General features: G+C 50.0%; 19 protein-coding genes. 14 read left to right on the top strand and 5 right to left on the bottom strand.

From position 1 onward, the window contains the following. Positions 1-43: 43 nt before the first annotated feature. The 3 genes from ACW73I_RS13830 (at position 44) to ACW73I_RS13820 (ending at position 2,124) form a co-directional block, all read left to right on the top strand. The gene (locus tag ACW73I_RS13830) at positions 44-1,045 is read left to right on the top strand and encodes an aminoglycoside phosphotransferase family protein (protein ID WP_458029971.1); all 1,002 of its coding nucleotides are present in this window, start codon (positions 44-46) and stop codon (positions 1,043-1,045) included. Continuing rightward, positions 1,042-1,722, top strand: coding sequence for an N-acetylmuramate alpha-1-phosphate uridylyltransferase MurU (gene murU / locus ACW73I_RS13825; protein ID WP_458029970.1), 681 nt, complete (start codon positions 1,042-1,044; stop codon positions 1,720-1,722). The genes ACW73I_RS13830 and murU overlap by 4 nt, the downstream gene beginning before the upstream one ends. Positions 1,723-1,953: 231 nt before the next feature. Continuing rightward, complete coding sequence (locus ACW73I_RS13820) at positions 1,954-2,124, top strand: rubredoxin (protein WP_458029969.1); 171 nt, start codon at positions 1,954-1,956, stop codon at positions 2,122-2,124. Between the two features lie 81 nt (positions 2,125-2,205). Here the strand turns inward: ACW73I_RS13820 and ACW73I_RS13815 are convergent, their stop codons facing one another. Then, complete coding sequence (locus ACW73I_RS13815) at positions 2,206-3,915, bottom strand: proline--tRNA ligase (protein WP_458029968.1); 1,710 nt, start codon at positions 3,913-3,915, stop codon at positions 2,206-2,208. A 171-nt stretch (positions 3,916-4,086) separates the two neighbouring features. Here ACW73I_RS13815 and ACW73I_RS13810 point away from each other — a divergent pair, with 171 nt between their 5' ends. Next, complete coding sequence (locus ACW73I_RS13810; protein ID WP_458029967.1) at positions 4,087-4,725, top strand: response regulator; 639 nt, start codon at positions 4,087-4,089, stop codon at positions 4,723-4,725. Between the two features lie 40 nt (positions 4,726-4,765). On the opposite strand, the gene ACW73I_RS13805 is transcribed toward ACW73I_RS13810, so the two are convergent. The 3 genes from ACW73I_RS13805 to ACW73I_RS13795 all read right to left on the bottom strand — a co-directional run bounded on the left by ACW73I_RS13805 (position 4,766) and on the right by ACW73I_RS13795 (position 7,519). Beyond that, positions 4,766-5,671: an NAD(P)-dependent methylenetetrahydromethanopterin dehydrogenase gene (locus ACW73I_RS13805; protein ID WP_458029966.1), complete on the bottom strand. Its 906-nt coding sequence runs from the start codon at positions 5,669-5,671 to the stop codon at positions 4,766-4,768. A gap of 49 nt (positions 5,672-5,720) precedes the next feature. Then, positions 5,721-6,629 (bottom strand): NAD(P)-dependent methylenetetrahydromethanopterin dehydrogenase, encoded by a 909-nt coding sequence (locus ACW73I_RS13800; protein WP_458029965.1) that lies wholly within the window; start codon positions 6,627-6,629, stop codon positions 5,721-5,723. Positions 6,630-6,724: 95 nt separating this feature from the next. Next, complete coding sequence (locus tag ACW73I_RS13795) at positions 6,725-7,519, bottom strand: inositol monophosphatase family protein (protein ID WP_458029964.1); 795 nt, start codon at positions 7,517-7,519, stop codon at positions 6,725-6,727. A gap of 91 nt (positions 7,520-7,610) precedes the next feature. Between ACW73I_RS13795 and ACW73I_RS13790 the strand changes: the two genes are divergently transcribed. The 5 genes from ACW73I_RS13790 to ACW73I_RS13770 all read left to right on the top strand — a co-directional run bounded on the left by ACW73I_RS13790 (position 7,611) and on the right by ACW73I_RS13770 (position 11,119). Then, entirely contained in the window at positions 7,611-8,336 is a 726-nt protein-coding gene (locus tag ACW73I_RS13790) for an RNA methyltransferase (RefSeq protein WP_458029993.1), read from the top strand. A 5-nt stretch (positions 8,337-8,341) separates the two neighbouring features. Then, on the top strand, positions 8,342-9,094 hold the full coding sequence (cysE, locus tag ACW73I_RS13785; RefSeq protein WP_458029963.1) for a serine O-acetyltransferase: 753 nt from the start codon (positions 8,342-8,344) through the stop codon (positions 9,092-9,094). Positions 9,095-9,191: 97 nt separating this feature from the next. Further along, positions 9,192-9,677, top strand: coding sequence for a Fe-S cluster assembly transcriptional regulator IscR (iscR, locus tag ACW73I_RS13780; RefSeq protein ID WP_458029992.1), 486 nt, complete (start codon positions 9,192-9,194; stop codon positions 9,675-9,677). Continuing rightward, positions 9,678-10,799 (top strand): cysteine desulfurase family protein, encoded by a 1,122-nt coding sequence (locus ACW73I_RS13775; RefSeq protein ID WP_458029962.1) that lies wholly within the window; start codon positions 9,678-9,680, stop codon positions 10,797-10,799. Next, entirely contained in the window at positions 10,796-11,119 is a 324-nt protein-coding gene (locus tag ACW73I_RS13770; RefSeq protein WP_458029961.1) for a HesB/IscA family protein, read from the top strand. The genes ACW73I_RS13775 and ACW73I_RS13770 overlap by 4 nt, the downstream gene beginning before the upstream one ends. Before the next feature lie 43 nt (positions 11,120-11,162). On the opposite strand, the gene ACW73I_RS13765 is transcribed toward ACW73I_RS13770, so the two are convergent. Next, positions 11,163-11,471: an HvfA family oxazolone/thioamide-modified RiPP metallophore gene (locus ACW73I_RS13765; RefSeq protein WP_458029960.1), complete on the bottom strand. Its 309-nt coding sequence runs from the start codon at positions 11,469-11,471 to the stop codon at positions 11,163-11,165. 184 nt (positions 11,472-11,655) lie between these two features. Between ACW73I_RS13765 and def the strand changes: the two genes are divergently transcribed. The 5 genes from def to cysC all read left to right on the top strand — a co-directional run bounded on the left by def (position 11,656) and on the right by cysC (position 14,973). After that, complete coding sequence (def, locus tag ACW73I_RS13760) at positions 11,656-12,183, top strand: peptide deformylase (protein ID WP_458029959.1); 528 nt, start codon at positions 11,656-11,658, stop codon at positions 12,181-12,183. Positions 12,184-12,193: 10 nt separating this feature from the next. Then, positions 12,194-13,108 (top strand): quinoprotein relay system zinc metallohydrolase 2, encoded by a 915-nt coding sequence (locus tag ACW73I_RS13755; protein ID WP_458029958.1) that lies wholly within the window; start codon positions 12,194-12,196, stop codon positions 13,106-13,108. A gap of 31 nt (positions 13,109-13,139) precedes the next feature. Beyond that, positions 13,140-13,958 carry a quinoprotein dehydrogenase-associated SoxYZ-like carrier gene (locus tag ACW73I_RS13750; RefSeq protein WP_458029991.1) on the top strand — a complete coding sequence of 273 codons (819 nt, stop codon included), beginning with the start codon at positions 13,140-13,142 and terminating at the stop codon, positions 13,956-13,958. A 9-nt stretch (positions 13,959-13,967) separates the two neighbouring features. Next, positions 13,968-14,294 (top strand): DUF2845 domain-containing protein, encoded by a 327-nt coding sequence (locus ACW73I_RS13745; RefSeq protein ID WP_458029957.1) that lies wholly within the window; start codon positions 13,968-13,970, stop codon positions 14,292-14,294. Between the two features lie 67 nt (positions 14,295-14,361). Further along, on the top strand, positions 14,362-14,973 hold the full coding sequence (gene cysC / locus ACW73I_RS13740) for an adenylyl-sulfate kinase (protein WP_458029956.1): 612 nt from the start codon (positions 14,362-14,364) through the stop codon (positions 14,971-14,973). The last annotated feature ends 2 nt before the right edge of the window (positions 14,974-14,975 follow it).

Below are 14,975 nucleotides of genomic sequence, written 5' to 3'. Positions count from 1 at the left end.
TACCGAGTCATTTTACCTTAGGTTGCTTTTCTGTTAATAAATAATGTATTACCCTAGTTCGGATTCGCGTGCAAAGACTCTCTTACATTGGCTCAGCAATGATCTCGTATTACCAATTCAAACAATAGAATCGGCATCCAGCGATGCCAGTTTCAGGCGCTATTTTCGAGTAAGACACTCCGGTGCTTGTTATATCGTTATGGACGCACCGCCGGACAAAGAAGACGTCGGCCTTTATATCCGTAATGCGGATTTATTCAGAAAAGCCGGTATTCATGTGCCGGACATTTTTCAACAAAATCGCGAACTGGGTTTTTTATTGCTTGAGGACTTGGGCAATCGGCGATACCTCGAATGCCTAGCGCAGGATAATGCGGATGCTTTGTATCGAAATGCGCTGGATAGTTTATTCAGGCTACAAAGCGAAATCGATATTGATGCATGCGAACTGCCGCAATACGATCGTAGTCTATTGAGCCGGGAACTGGGAATTTTTCACGAATGGTTTTTAGAGAAACGACTGGGTATTGTGCTGCCGGTTTCCATCAGGCAGGCTTTAGAGGCGTGTTTGATCGAATCGGCGATGCAGCAGCCCAGGGTTTGCGTACACCGCGATTTTCACTCTCGTAACCTGATGATCCTAGACAATCATTCGCCGGGAGTGATTGACTTTCAAGATGCGGTGGTCGGACCCATTACTTATGATTTAGTTTCTTTGCTGAGGGACTGCTATATCCGCTGGCCCGAAGCGCGGGTACAGGAATGGATGGAGCGGTATTATCGACGATTGATAGATGCCGAGTTGACGGACGTTACTCTTGCAAAGTTCAAGCGCTGGTTTGATTTGATGGGATTGCAACGCCATCTGAAAGCGGTGGGTATATTTTCGAGGTTGCATTTGCGTGACGACAAGCCCGGCTATTTGTCCGATATTCCACGTACGATAGGCTATATCACTGATGTATGTGAAAAGTATTCCGAATTGGAAAGCTTTAATGCTTTTTTGCAGCTGCAAGTGCTACCGTTCTATCAGACCAAGTTATGAAAGCCATGATACTTGCCGCTGGCCGGGGAGAGCGGATGCGGCCCTTGACCGATGCAACGCCTAAGCCTTTGCTGAAAGTGGCGGGCAAAGCTTTGATCGAATACTGCTTGGAGAGTTTAGCGAAAGCGGGTTTTCGCGATATTGTGATTAATGTGGCCTATCTTGGCAGGCAGATTATGGATTATTGCGGAGACGGAAGCCGTTGGGGGGTAGTCATTCGTTATTCCGACGAAGGCGAAACGGCATTGGAGACTGCGGGCGGTATAGCGAACGCCATGCCCTTGTTAGGGAGTGATCCGTTCCTCGTCGTAAACGCCGACGTCTTGTCCGATTACCCGCTGGAGGAACTGCGCAGAAAGACGATTCATTCGGCTCATCTGGTCATGACTGAAAATCCGCCTCATCATCCGCAAGGCGATTTTTGTTTGCATGCTAACGGTCGGTTGTCGGAACAGGGTGGCGAAAAGCTGACATTCAGCGGGATTGGGGTGTATCGCCCTTCCTTATTTGCTGGAGCGGAAGCAGGGCGGCCGTTAAAGTTACGAGCGGTTTTGACTCGCGCAATGCAACAAGGCAAAGTCAGCGGTGAGCGTTATGAAGGATTATGGCTGGATATCGGCACCCCCCAGCGCCTGCAGCAAGTGAGCAATCGGTTTTACTCGCTTCGCGCCGTCTGAATGTATCCCTATTCGACAGTCTACGCTGTCCGGCTTGGTTTCCGATATTTGAATGCCCATCGTATCAACATCCGCAAAAGGTAACGAATTGTTTGGTTCTAGCGTTGCAGGCAGACGGCATAAGCAAGTATTCCCGGCCTATTCAAGTAGAATATTCATGGTTTTTTTTCGATAAACGCTTGGGCTACAATCCGTTCGCATTTCAACCCGTCATTCATAGTGGAGAATAAAATGGCAGAATTTAGAAAGTACAAATGCAAAACCTGTGGTCATATATATGATGAAGCGGTCGGCGACCCAAGAAATGGAATTGCTCCGGGCACGCGGTGGGAAGATATTCCTGACGATTGGGGATGTCCAAAATGCGGCGCAGTTAAGTCTATGTTTACCTTGATGAGATAAGACTTGCGATTTTGTTCGGTCGAATAAAGACTGACGAACCGAAAAAATAAAAAGGGCGCTTTAGCGCCCTTTTTGTCTAGGCTAGCTTAATTTGCTTTTGATGAAGTCGACCAGTTCGGCAACCGGTACTTGTCGGCTTTCTTTGTCGGTGCGGCCTTGGTACTCGATTGTTCCGCTATCCAGGCCGCGGTCACCGATGACTATGCGGTGCGGAATGCCGATTAGTTCCATGTCCGAGAACATAAAACCGGCTCGAACTTTTCGGTCATCCAACAGTACTTCAATACCTGCGTCTAGCAAGTCTTGGTAAATTTGCTCGACTGCGTCGGCCAAACGATCGGATTTATACATATTCATCGGGCAGATGGCGACTTGGAACGGGGCAAGTTCATTCGGCCAGATGATGCCGCGTTCGTCATGGCCTTGTTCGATCGCGGCTGCAACGACGCGGGATATGCCGATGCCGTAACAGCCCATGATCATGATCTGGTTTTTGCCGGCTTCGTTGACTATGGCAGCGTTCATGGCTTCGCTGTATTTGACGCCGAGTTGGAAAATATGGCCAACTTCTATGCCGCGGGCTATGGTTAGTTCGCCTTTGCCATCCGGGCTTGGATCGCCTTCGACCACCATGCGCAAATCGGCGGTTTGTGCCGGCAAAGGCAAGTCGCGTTCCCAATTTACTCCGCTGTAATGTTTGCCGTCTTGGTTTGCGCCGCAGATGAAATCCGCCATAACCGCGGTGCTGTGATCGGCGATGATTGTCATGTTCAGTCCGATTGGCCCAAGAGAGCCGGATTTGCAGCCGCAGGCGGTAACGATTTCTTCATCACTGGCAAATTGTAGTGGCGAAAGCATGCCGGGAATCTTTTCGGCTTTGATTGGATTTAACTCGTGGTCTCCGCGCAGCAGTAGCGCAATCAGTGTCTCGTTCTCGCCCCTTACGATCAGGGTTTTCAAGCATTTGTCGGGTGAGACATTAAAGAACCGACTGACTTCTTCGATGCTGTGCTGATTGGGCGTGTCGACTAGGCTTATGTTCTCGGTCGGTTCCGGACGCGAACCCTGCGGATTAAGGGCTTCGGCTTTTTCAACGTTGGCGGCGTAATCGCTGCTATCGGAAAAAGCGATGGCGTCTTCGCCGGAATCGGCAAGTACGTGAAACTCGTGTGAAACCGCACCGCCGATAGCGCCGGAATCGGCAATTACGGCTCGAAACTTCAAGCCGAAACGCGTAAAGATATTGGTGTAGGTTCGATACATAAGCTGGTACGTTTGCTGCAGCGACTCCTGGTTGAGATGGAAGGAATAGGCGTCCTTCATGATAAACTCGCGTGAACGCATCACGCCGAAACGCGGGCGAATTTCGTCGCGGAATTTGGTTTGGATTTGATAATAGGTGACGGGCAGTTGCTTATAACTCTTCAGCTCATTCCGGGCCAAGTCGGTAATGATTTCTTCGTGGGTGGGGCCTAAACAAAAGTCGCGTTCATGGCGGTCTTTCATGCGAGCTAATTCCGGGCCGTATTTGTCCCAACGCCCGGTTTCCTGCCATAATTCGGCCGGTTGTAACGCCGGCATCAATACTTCGAGCGCGCCGGCTTTGTTCATTTCTTCACGGGTGATTTGCTCCACTTTTCGCAGCACTCTCAATCCGAGCGGCAGCCATGTGTAAATGCCGGCCGCCAATTTGCGGATCAACCCGGCGCGTATCATGAGTTTATGGCTGGCGATTTCGGCATCGGCAGGGGTTTCTTTGACTGTGCTTAGTGGAAATTGAGATGTGCGCATGTTGATGAAAAAGGTTGAGTAAACAAACCGGCATTTTACCGTTTAAGGGGTGAACTGAAAATTTTCGCTGGTGTATTTTTGTTCGGAAACTTATCATGTTTCCTGCATGGGTGCTTAATCTAGAGGAATTTACGATACTCCATCGATAGTGTCTTCGACGTATGGGATAAGATGATTAAGGTTTTGTTGGTTGATGATCACGAATTAGTCAGAAGCGGTATTGAGGCGTTATTGAATACGGTTGCAGGTATTAGCGTCGTAGCCGTTTGTGAATGTGGCGAAAAAGCCTTGCAGGTAATCACGGACGATGCTCCGGATATAGTCTTAATGGATGTCAATATGCCGGGCATGGGGGGATTCGAAGCGTGTCGCCGGATTTTGCATGATTTTCCCAAAGTTAAAATTATCGGATTGTCGGTGCATAATGCGGGGCCTATTCCGCACCAATTATTGAAAATAGGCGTCTCAGGATTTGTGTCCAAGGCTTCGTCCGCTAGCGAGATGGTAGCGGCGATTAGAACCGTGATGGCTGGAAAGCGCTACTTGTGCCAGGATGTGGCCAGCAACTTGGTGTTTGAATCCATCGAGAGCGAAGAGGTTTCACCCTTCTTTCAGCTTTCTCAACGTGAAGCCGAAGTGGCGCAGATGATATTAAGAGGCAAAAAAATTCAGGAGATCGCCGAAGCGCTGACATTGAGCGATAAGACCGTCAACACGTATCGCTACCGCTTATACGCCAAACTCAAAATCAAGAATGATGTGGAATTAACCAGGCTAGCGGTGAAGTACAATCATTTCGAGACCTTTTGACCTGGTTTGCCCGGCTTACAATAACAGCCGGGCAATGCCTCTACGCCAAGCTACGCGCCTTGATAAAGGCCTCTCTAAAGTCGATGAATACCGGCTTTTCCGTTTCCAGCATCGATTTAAGCAGCTCGTGCTGGGTCTGATATTTGACATTGCCAACTGCCAGTGCGCCTACGCCGACGGCATTCGGTGCTTGAGCGGCATGAATCAACGGCGCGGCCATATCGTTCAAGCCTATGCCTTCGATGCCGGCCGGCGGTACGGCGTTGACGTCGCCCGCCACTTTCAATTGTTGAGTTTGACTCAATACTGCAGCGCTTAATACCCGAATGCCTGCTTTAGCGGTACAAAACACGATATCGGCATCCGCCAACAAAGCAATTTTCTCGGCGTCGTTTTTGGCGACGGCGCCGGTCAATTTAGCATTGAAGCGTCGATTGTATTGCTTAGCGGCGTCGTTTGCGGTGTCTAGCGACAAATGATCCACCAAGCTTGCATCGGCGCCTTGCAACGACGCAATGACGCCGGTAGCGATACCGACAGGGCCTGTGCCACCAAAAACCAAAGCCTTGCAATCGGTTAATTTCTTGCCGTGATTCTGTTGCAGAGCCTTTTCGACGCAGGCTACCAGCGCGGCAGCCGTTGTGTAGGCGCCGCTAGGGTCGGCAAAAACCGAAACCTCGAAGGGCGGAACCATGGCTGGTTTGGTCGCTTCCAGCATGTCGATAGCCAACCCGATGTCCCGGCCGCCGATAAAGATGCCGGTTTTTCTTATGCCGGACGGGCTACGGGAGAAGATCGCGTCCTGAGTTAAATGTTGTATGTTTTCCAGCTTAACGTTGGAGTAGGGCATCAAGACGTCAAAACCGGCGTCAAGCGCCATATTGATGTCAAACGGGCTGTTGTTTGGCATCGGATCGAACATATGAAGTATGCTGCGTTTCGACATTTTGATTGGACTCCCGGTTGTTGACGGATATGGCGGCTTACAAAACGCCTTAATCAGACGATTTAATGAAATCGCGGGCGACTTCAAAAGCGTGTTCGAAATGTAAATACAATGGTTCGTCGCATTCCAACATGCGTCTCAGTAAGCGGTTTTGCGCTTGATATTTGATGTTGCCGATCGCAAGTGCGCCGATCGCAACTGCGCCGCTCTTGGAACCGGCCAATGGTTTACCGTTATCGAATGCGTCGACGCCGGCGATACCTGCGGGCGGTACCGCGTTAACATCCGCAACGACTTTCAGTTGCGGTGCCGCAGCGATCAGCTCCGCACTCAACAGTTCGATGCCCGCGGCACCTGTGGCGAACACGATATCCGCGGCTTGCATATATTCGGCTTTGTCGGCATCGATTCCAGCGGTGACGGTGATTTTGCCGTCACCAAATTCTTGGCTGCACAGCTCGGCGATGCGTTGGGCCCTGTCCAGTTGTCTGCCGATGATTCTGACATGGGCGCCCGCTTGCGCGGCGATGACTGCGGCGGCTTGGCCGACAGGGCCTGTGCCGCCCAAGGCTAATACGGTTTTACCTTCCAGAGTACTTTGGAATTTGTCCGCCAATTCTTTCTCTACAGCAGCCACCATACCTGCGGCAGTAGTGAATGCGCCGCTCGGGTCGGCAAACACCGAGACCTCAAACGGCGGAACCATGGAATTCTTCGCAATCTTTAGCATGTCCATCGCTTGCTTGGTTTCGCGTCCGCCGATGAAAATACCGGTGCGTTTCAGATTTTTCGGGCTGCGCGAAAAGATCGCATCCTGAACCAAACCTCTGACTTCACTGGGTTCAACGTTGATATAAGGAACAGCTGAAATCCAGCCGGCATCCATCGCCATGTTGACGTCGAAGGGACTTAAGTTTTTAGCTGTGGTCAGCATGTGTAGGATGTAAGGTTTTTCCATGGTTTCCTCTTAGATTTACAGTTAGCCTTCAAGTATAAAGAAAAGCCTATTCGATAACAATTTTAGGGTTGAAGCTCATAGCGGCACGCTAGGGCCTATTTCAGTTTGTCGGTCACATGCGGTTCGATCGCGTGATACATCAATTGATGCATGCGCGGGTTGGCCGCGATGATGTTGCCGGATTGCAAGTATTTGTCGTTAAAGGAAAAGTCGGTCACGACGCCGCCGGCTTCGTGAACGAGCAATACCCCGGCCGCAACATCCCATTCCCTGACGCCGATTTCCCAATACGCATCGAGGCGCCCGCAGGCTACGTATGCCATGTCGAGTGCGGCCGCTCCTGCGCGGCGTATGCCGGCGGTGTCTGCGGAGATCGCTTTAAACATGCCTAAATATGGCTCGATGTGGTCCATGGTCTTGAACGGGAAACCCGTTCCGATTAGGGCGCCACGCATACTGTTTTGTTTTGTCACGCGTATGCGGCGGTTGTTAAGCATGGCGCCTCCGCCACGCTCAGCGGTGAAGAGTTCGTCGCGAAGCGGGTCATATATGACGCCGATCTCCAGTTTTTTTTTATGTTTTAATGCAATCGATACGGCGTATTGCGGAAAACTGTGTAAAAAATTGGTAGTGCCGTCTAAAGGGTCGATGACCCAGACGTAATCGTTTCCTTTGTGTTCGCCGCTTTCTTCCGCCAGAATCGCATGATCAGGGTAGGAGGTGCGAATGATTCTGATGATTTCTTGTTCGGCGGCGCGATCGACTTCCGAGGCATAGTCGTTACGACTTTTGTGATCGATGGTGAGTTTGTCGATGTTTTGTGAGGAACGTTGAATCAAATCGCCGGCACTGCGCGCTGCGCGCACGGCTATATTGAGCATGGGATGCATAGATCGAATTGACAATGAGCAGTTGGGAAATCCGATTAGGATAGCAAATCTTTTGTTAGAATGGCCGGCTTTTTAGCATATGGGGCGAATGTTGCTGTCGAACTTTAAAGTGGTTTTGGTGGAGACATCGCATCCGGGCAATATAGGTGCGGTAGCGCGCGCAATGAAAAACATGGGTATGAACCAATTGCGTCTGGTCAAGCCGAAGTTATTTCCGCATGCTGACGCCACAGCCAGAGCATCGGGAGCCGATGATGTGTTGCGCGCGGCCAGCGTTCACGCGTCATTGCCTGATGCTGTTGCCGATTGCCGGATTGTATTGGGGGCAAGCGCACGGGACCGGACCATCAGCTGGCCGTCGATGACCGCGCGCGAGTGCGCCGGAAAATGGGTGGAAGCTCCTGCTCGAGATAACATAGCGTTGGTGTTTGGCCGAGAAAATTCCGGTTTGAATAACTGTGAACTGGATTTATGCCATTACTTGCTGCGTATTCCCTGTAATCCGGCTTATAGTTCGTTGAATCTGGCGGCCGCCGTGCAGGTCGTCTGTTACGAATTGTTTGTCGCCAGTGCTCGAGAACATGCGACTAGTATCGGGGACCGCGGTGAAGAGCCTTTAGCCACGGTTGAGCAGATGGAGGCTTTTTATGAACATTTGTATCAAACCATGGCGGATATCGGTTTCTTGCATCCGGAGCGTTCGAAATCCATCATGCGCCGATTGCGACGCCTTTTTAACCGTACTCATCTCGATAAGAAGGAATTGGATATTTTGCGCGGCATCTTACGTTTTTCACAAAACCATAATCTGAAGTAGACAGTATGTTCAGAAGAATAAAAGAAGATATCCAGTGTGTGTTCGCGCGCGATCCGGCTGCGCATTCGGTTTTCGAGGTGATTACCACCTATCCGGGGTTTCACGCTTTGTTGCTACATAGAGTCAGCCATCGCTTATGGATGCGGGGCTTTCATTACCCGGCGCGTTATCTGTCTTTTCTTGGGCGCTGGCTCACAGGCATAGAAATTCATCCGGGCGCGCAAATCGGTAGGCGTTTTTTTATCGATCACGGCATGGGTGTGGTGATCGGCGAAACTGCCGTGATCGGCGACGACTGTACGCTCTATCACGGGGTGACCTTAGGCGGCACCAGTTGGAATAAAGGCAAACGACATCCGACATTGAAAAACGGCGTGGTTATTGGTGCTGGTGCTAAGGTACTAGGGCCGATCGAAATCGGCGAGGGCGCTCGCATCGGCTCGAATTCGGTGGTGGTGAAGCCGGTGCCGGACGGAGTGACGGTGGTCGGGATTCCTGCCCATATCATCGACGCTCAGGCCAAGCAAGATAAGGCGCGGCGCGATGCGATGGCACAGAAAATAGGTTTCGATGCTTACGGCGCGACGGGCGATATGCCTGACCCGATCGCGAATGCGATTAATTTGATGCTGGATCATATTCATCAGATGGATAAGCAGTTGGATGTTATGTGCCAGAAATTGACCGAAGCAGGGATTCAATGCGGAGAGCCGGTGATTCCGCATCTGGATGATTGTCAAATTAAAGATAAAGATTGAGAAAGCCCGGCGTCGAGTGCGGTTATAATACTTGACTGAATTACTAGGTTTATTTATAGTCACCATACAAAATTTGGGTTTTATTTTTGGGGGCTTTATGCGATTAACCACAAAGGGGCGCTATGCGGTCACAGCCATGTTGGATTTGGCCTATCACAGTCAGAAGCATCCGGTAACGTTGACTGATATTGCTACTAGACAAACGATTTCGTTGTCGTATCTTGAGCAATTATTTGCGCGCTTGAGGAAGGCCGGTATGGTCAAGGGCGTCAGAGGGCCGGGTGGCGGTTACACTTTGAGTCGTAATGCCCACGATATCAATATTGCCGATATTATCGAAGCGGTCGATGAACCGGTAGACTCGACCAAATGCGGCGGTAAATCCAACTGTCATAATGATCAGCCTTGCATTACCCATGATTTGTGGATGGGCCTGAGTGAGCAGATACGTTCTTACTTGAAGCAGATTACGCTTGGTCAGCTCTTAGAGAGAGACCAGGTTAGCGAAGTTGCGAAAAGACAAGAAAAGACTGCGGAGAAAGTGATCGATATGCAGAATATTCAGGGAAGAAAATTGGCTTAAATGATCTATTTTGATCACAATGCCACTACTGCGGTTGATTCCCGTGTGTTGGACGCCATGCTGCCGTACCTGACGCGGTTTTACGGCAACCCTTCCAGCTTGTATAGACTTGGCCGAATCGCGCGCAGCGCGATTGACACTGCGCGAGAACAAGTCGCCGCCCTAGTCGATGTCCCTGCCTCGCAGGTTTTATTTACCAGTGGAGGAACGGAAGCTAACGCGATTGCCCTATTCAACGCTTGCGGTAAGCGGTTGATGCTTTCTGCAATCGAGCACCCTTCGATAACTGAAAATGCTGCTCGATACCCTGAGCGTTTTCGAGAAATCATTTCGCTTCGGGTCAATACCGATGGCGTTTTTGATCCGGAGTCTATAGACCGGTTTGCGCCCGAAGCGGGCGATTTCATCTCGCTAATGTTGGCAAATAATGAAACCGGCGTTATCCAAGATGTAGGGGGCCTGATTAATCGGCTTAACGGGATTGATGTGCTGGTACACAGCGATGCGGTACAGGCGCTGGGTAAAATACCGGTTAGTTTTCGTCATATCGGTGTGGATCTGATGAGTTTATCCAGCCATAAAATATACGGTCCTAAAGGTTGTGGCGCGTTGGTCTATCGCGCCGACCTTGGATTGCACGCCTTGCAATATGGCGGGGATCAAGAGCATGGGTTCCGAGGTGGAACCGAGAATGTGGCGGCGATTGTCGGTTTTGGCAAGGCTGCTGAACTGGCACGCCTGGAATTTGAACGGCGAAGCGCACATTTGCTGCGGTTAAGGCAGCGGCTCGAACAGCAGTTGAAAACGATTCCGGGCTTGCTTATCTTTGCCGAACAAGCGCATCGTTTACCGAATACAGTGCAATTCGGTATTCCCGGCGTTAACGGTGAAATGCTATTGATGCAGTTGGACCAAAAAGGGATCGCTGTTTCCAGCGGCTCCGCTTGCGCGACCGGCTCGGAACAAATCAGTCCTGTGTTGGCCGCGATGAATGTCGAAGCCGGTTTGGCCAAATCTGCGGTCCGCATCAGCTTGGGCAAAGACAATAGCGAACAGGAAATTGATCAATTTGTCAGCGTGTTGAAGGCGCTGCTTGTTAGAAGAGAGGAATTCCAAGTATGACGATTAATGTAACAGAACGGGCGGCCAAACAAATTCAGAAGCAATTGGAAAAGCGGGGCGCCGGGATAGGGTTGCGCTTGGGGGTGAAAACTGCGGGTTGTTCCGGCTTCGCTTATGTGTTGGATTACGCCGACGAACCTGCGGCCGACGAGATCACGTTCGAGCAGTACGATGTCAAGCTTTTGGTCAAGCAGGCCGATTTGGATAAGTTGGACGGCGTGGAGTTGGACTATGCCAAGGAAGGATTTAACGAAGCGTTTAAATTTAACAACCCAAATGCCAAAGCAACTTGCGGCTGCGGCGAAAGTTTTAGCGTCTGAGGTTGCTGGACACCGGCTTTGCAGCAAAGCCGGTGTCTTCGGCTTATTTTTTCTCTTCTGATTTCTTGTCGTCGCTTGGTGCCGGAGCCGGCTTATTGCCAGCGCATTTGCCTTCCATCGCTTTGCTATCGGTGCTCTGCTCCATCATTTTTCCGCCGCATTTGCCTTCGCCGCATTTGCCCTCGGGCATTTTGGCTTCACCGGACTTTTCGGCTTCGGCTGTCTGCATATAACCTGAATTCAAATCCGATAAAACGAATGGATTGGCGTCGATTTCAGTTGCATTGGAAGCAAAAGGTAATAAAGAAGCGCTCATTGCGATAGCAAATGGCGTTTTTTGGATTTTTTTCATGTTATCTCCTGGTTTGTCGGTGAGGTTAAACAATTTAAAGCCGTTAGCTGTTACGTGGCGCGTTGACATTTACTATCACAAAAAAAACGAACAAAGTAAAGGTGAGTAAACTCTAATAAACCACGTTATACTGATATTTCAGACCTAAAGAGTGGTCGTTTAATTTGTCTACCAGGTTTTTAAAATGTTCGAAAAAACCGAAATTGTACAACTTGGCGCCGAAGTGTTACGCCTAAAAGCGCAAGCTGTTGACGATTTTACCGCTGCCGAGTTCCATCGTTTTATCGATGTGATGCATGCCGCGATGTTGGAGAGTAACGGCGTCGGTATCGCAGCCCCGCAATTGGGATACTCACGGCAGCTTGTAATCATCGCGTCACGGCCTACCAAGCGCTACCCCAACGCGCCGGAAATGGTGCCGCTGCTAATGGCGAACCCCCGCTATGAAGTGATCGACAACACCGTTATCAGGGATTGGGAAGGCTGTTTGAGCGTGCCCGGCATCCGGGCTTTGGTTCCGCGATACCGATCACTGAAAGTGCATTACTGCGATATTGATGGCAAAGCCTGTCAAATCGAGTTACACGACTTTCCGGCGCGAGTGTTTCAGCATGAATATGACCATTTGCAAGGTTTAGTCTATTTGGATCGGGTGGAAAGCAATCGAGACATCATCTCGGAGAGCGAGTTTTTTAAACGTTTGGCCGCATAAGGTGAAGAGCATGCGTTCCATGGTCATATTTTTTGGATTACTGATCAGTTATGCCAGTTTTGCGGTAGCGCCGCTATCAGTGTCCGAAGTGGCGCCGGGCATTTATTTACATTTATCGGATCATCATTGGCCGGATAGGGACAATCACGGCGAGATCGCCAATATCGGTTTTATAGTCGGCGAACAGTGTGTAGCGGTCATCGACAGCGGCGGCAGTCCAAGGCAGGGTATCGCGCTGCGCAATGCGATCAAACAAACCACGTCCACTCCGGTTTGCTATGTCATCAATACCCATGTCCATCCCGATCATATCTATGGAAATAGCGCGTTTAAAACGCCGGGTGTTCGCTTTATCGGACATCATAAGTTGGCACGGGCCATGGCTACACGGGCACCGCATTACTTGAGCAAGGCCGATGAGTTGCTGGATATTCGCGTTACCGCCGACAATATCATCCCGCCGGATTTGCAAGTCAAAGACACGATGACGCTGAATTTGGGTAATCGGGAATTGGTATTAACGGCGCATTCCACTGCCCATACGGACAACGATTTGAGCGTTTACGACAAAAATACCGATACCATGTGGTTGGCTGATCTATTATTTCTGGAGCATATCCCTGTAATCGACGGCAGTATCAAAGGTTGGTTGGAAGAACTGGATAAGTTGGAGAAAAATAACTACAAACTGGTTGTTCCCGGGCACGGGCGCTTAGTGACTGATTGGCCCATAGCCATGCAAGCTGAAAAAGCCTATTTATCGCAATTGGCCGAGGAGATTCGAGCCGCAATCAAGCAAGGCAAAACCTTGGAATATGCGGTCGAGCATGTTGGCTTGTCGGCCGAGCATCAATGGCAATTGTTCGAACAATTCCACCGAAAAAATGTCACTATTGCTTTCGCCGAACTCGAATGGGAAGACTAAATAAATGAAAGAGAGATATGTTATGAAATCGATGCGTAAAATCGCCTGTTTGCTAGTGTTGCTGCCTTCGATTGCGCTGGCGGAAGGTGATGATATAACCTGGAACGAGACATTGAAAAGCCAATTCTTTTCCGGCAAAACCATTGCGGAATCAAATGCAGTGATCGACCTGGATGTGCCTTATCGGGCGGAGGATCCGGCCATCGTGCCGGTGAAGGTCGTTAGCAAAATCCCGCAAACCGAAGACAGATACATCAAGAAAATTTGGATGTTTGTCGATAAAAACCCTTTTCCATTGGTGGGCGAATTTGAGTTTTTTCCTGAAAGCGGCAAAGCGGATTTAGCGATGCGGATACGCGTGAATACCTACAGCAATATTCGCGCGATTGCCGAAACGAATGACGGTAAGCTGACGATGGTCAAGAAGTTTGTCAAGGCTAGCGGTGGTTGTTCCGCACCTATTGGCGCCGATCTGGACGAAGCCATGAAACGGCTGGGCAAGGTCAAATTCCGTCTGGATGATCAGATCAAGGCCGGCCAGCCTAACCAGGCGCAGTTAATGATCAGCCACCCCAATATCACCGGCATGCAAATGGATCAGATGACGCGTTTTGTTAGAAAATCCCATTTTATCGATCAATTGAAAGTTAGTTTCAATGAGAAGCCCGTGCTGAATGCCAAGATCGATATTGCCATCAGCGCCGATCCCAATTTCCGCTTTTATTTCGTCCCGGATAAAGCCGGCGAATTGAAGGCCGAGTTTAGCGATGTTTCATGCGAGTCACCTATCAGTCGTGCCGTTTGTGACAAAGGAAACAACTATTCGCAGGAAACCAGCGTTACGCCGTAATCAAAATTCATGCGAAAACCCGCTATTCTGATATGTCTGCTGTTGCTGAGCCTGAGCGATGCGTGGGCTTTTCGCTGCGGTCATCAATTAGTGCAAGTCGGCGATTACAAATGGGATGTATTGGAAAGATGCGGTTATCCCGAATGGCGCGACCAACGCATCGCCCTGCGCGGTAGCCGTTTGCGGCATCCATATGGAGCGCTGGAAGAAGATCGCTATGAAGAAGTCGTGATCGATGAATGGATATACAATTTCGGTCCTACAAAATTTAAACGGCTGCTTTATTTTGAAAATGGCGTGTTGAAGAATATCCAGCAATTGGATTATGGGCGCTGAGACGGGTGGCTTGTATCGACGATTGCTTACCTGGTCATGGTTTATGACAACTTCTTAATGGGATTTTATGACGAAACAAAGTAGCAATACCGTGTGGCATCACGCCACCGTTACCCGCGTTCGGCGCGAGAACCAAAACGGGCACAAAGCCGTTGTATTGTGGTTTACCGGTTTATCGGGCGCAGGCAAATCGACGCTGGCCCATGCGGTTGAAGAAGAACTGCATCAAAATGGATGCCGTACCTTTGTATTGGACGGCGACAACGTCCGCCACGGTTTATGTGGCGATTTGGGCTTTACCGATGAAGATAGACAAGAAAATATCCGCCGCATTGCGGAAGTTTCCAAATTGATGCTGGAATCAGGCACTATCGCTTTAACGGCATTTATTTCGCCGTTTAAGGCGGAAAGAGAACTCGCCAGAAAATTAGTGCCCCACGGCGATTTTTTTGAAATCTATTGCGCGTGCGACTTGGCCATCTGTGAACGGCGTGACGTCAAAGGCTTGTATAAAAAAGCCCGGCAAGGTGAAATCAGGCATTTTACCGGTATCTCTTCGCCTTACGAGGTTCCGGATAAACCGGAATTGATCGTCGATACCTCTAAACATGATTTGGAAACTTGCGTTAAGCAAGTGCTGGGGCTCCTGCAGGAACGCGGCGTGATTACAATTAGCTGATT

The sequence above is a fragment of the Methylomonas sp. MgM2 genome (genome assembly GCF_054172045.1).
This window is presented reverse-complemented; position numbering and strand designations above follow the sequence as displayed.

What these genes read in the sequence shown, in the direction of transcription:
- cysC (WP_458029956.1), top strand. Translation starts at nt 14,362, where the DNA reads ATGACGAAACAAAGTAGCAATACCGTGTGGCATCACGCCACCGTTACC.
- murU (WP_458029970.1), top strand. Translation starts at nt 1,042, where the DNA reads ATGAAAGCCATGATACTTGCCGCTGGCCGGGGAGAGCGGATGCGGCCC.
- ACW73I_RS13755 (WP_458029958.1), top strand. Translation starts at nt 12,194, where the DNA reads ATGCGTTCCATGGTCATATTTTTTGGATTACTGATCAGTTATGCCAGT.
- ACW73I_RS13805 (WP_458029966.1), bottom strand. Translation starts at nt 5,671, where the DNA reads ATGTCGAAACGCAGCATACTTCATATGTTCGATCCGATGCCAAACAAC.
- ACW73I_RS13770 (WP_458029961.1), top strand. Translation starts at nt 10,796, where the DNA reads ATGACGATTAATGTAACAGAACGGGCGGCCAAACAAATTCAGAAGCAA.
- ACW73I_RS13795 (WP_458029964.1), bottom strand. Translation starts at nt 7,519, where the DNA reads ATGCATCCCATGCTCAATATAGCCGTGCGCGCAGCGCGCAGTGCCGGC.
- ACW73I_RS13775 (WP_458029962.1), top strand. Translation starts at nt 9,678, where the DNA reads ATGATCTATTTTGATCACAATGCCACTACTGCGGTTGATTCCCGTGTG.
- iscR (WP_458029992.1), top strand. Translation starts at nt 9,192, where the DNA reads ATGCGATTAACCACAAAGGGGCGCTATGCGGTCACAGCCATGTTGGAT.
- ACW73I_RS13820 (WP_458029969.1), top strand. Translation starts at nt 1,954, where the DNA reads ATGGCAGAATTTAGAAAGTACAAATGCAAAACCTGTGGTCATATATAT.
- cysE (WP_458029963.1), top strand. Translation starts at nt 8,342, where the DNA reads ATGTTCAGAAGAATAAAAGAAGATATCCAGTGTGTGTTCGCGCGCGAT.
- ACW73I_RS13810 (WP_458029967.1), top strand. Translation starts at nt 4,087, where the DNA reads ATGATTAAGGTTTTGTTGGTTGATGATCACGAATTAGTCAGAAGCGGT.
- ACW73I_RS13800 (WP_458029965.1), bottom strand. Translation starts at nt 6,629, where the DNA reads ATGGAAAAACCTTACATCCTACACATGCTGACCACAGCTAAAAACTTA.
- ACW73I_RS13830 (WP_458029971.1), top strand. Translation starts at nt 44, where the DNA reads ATGTATTACCCTAGTTCGGATTCGCGTGCAAAGACTCTCTTACATTGG.
- ACW73I_RS13745 (WP_458029957.1), top strand. Translation starts at nt 13,968, where the DNA reads ATGCGAAAACCCGCTATTCTGATATGTCTGCTGTTGCTGAGCCTGAGC.
- ACW73I_RS13765 (WP_458029960.1), bottom strand. Translation starts at nt 11,471, where the DNA reads ATGAAAAAAATCCAAAAAACGCCATTTGCTATCGCAATGAGCGCTTCT.
- ACW73I_RS13815 (WP_458029968.1), bottom strand. Translation starts at nt 3,915, where the DNA reads ATGCGCACATCTCAATTTCCACTAAGCACAGTCAAAGAAACCCCTGCC.
- def (WP_458029959.1), top strand. Translation starts at nt 11,656, where the DNA reads ATGTTCGAAAAAACCGAAATTGTACAACTTGGCGCCGAAGTGTTACGC.
- ACW73I_RS13750 (WP_458029991.1), top strand. Translation starts at nt 13,140, where the DNA reads ATGCGTAAAATCGCCTGTTTGCTAGTGTTGCTGCCTTCGATTGCGCTG.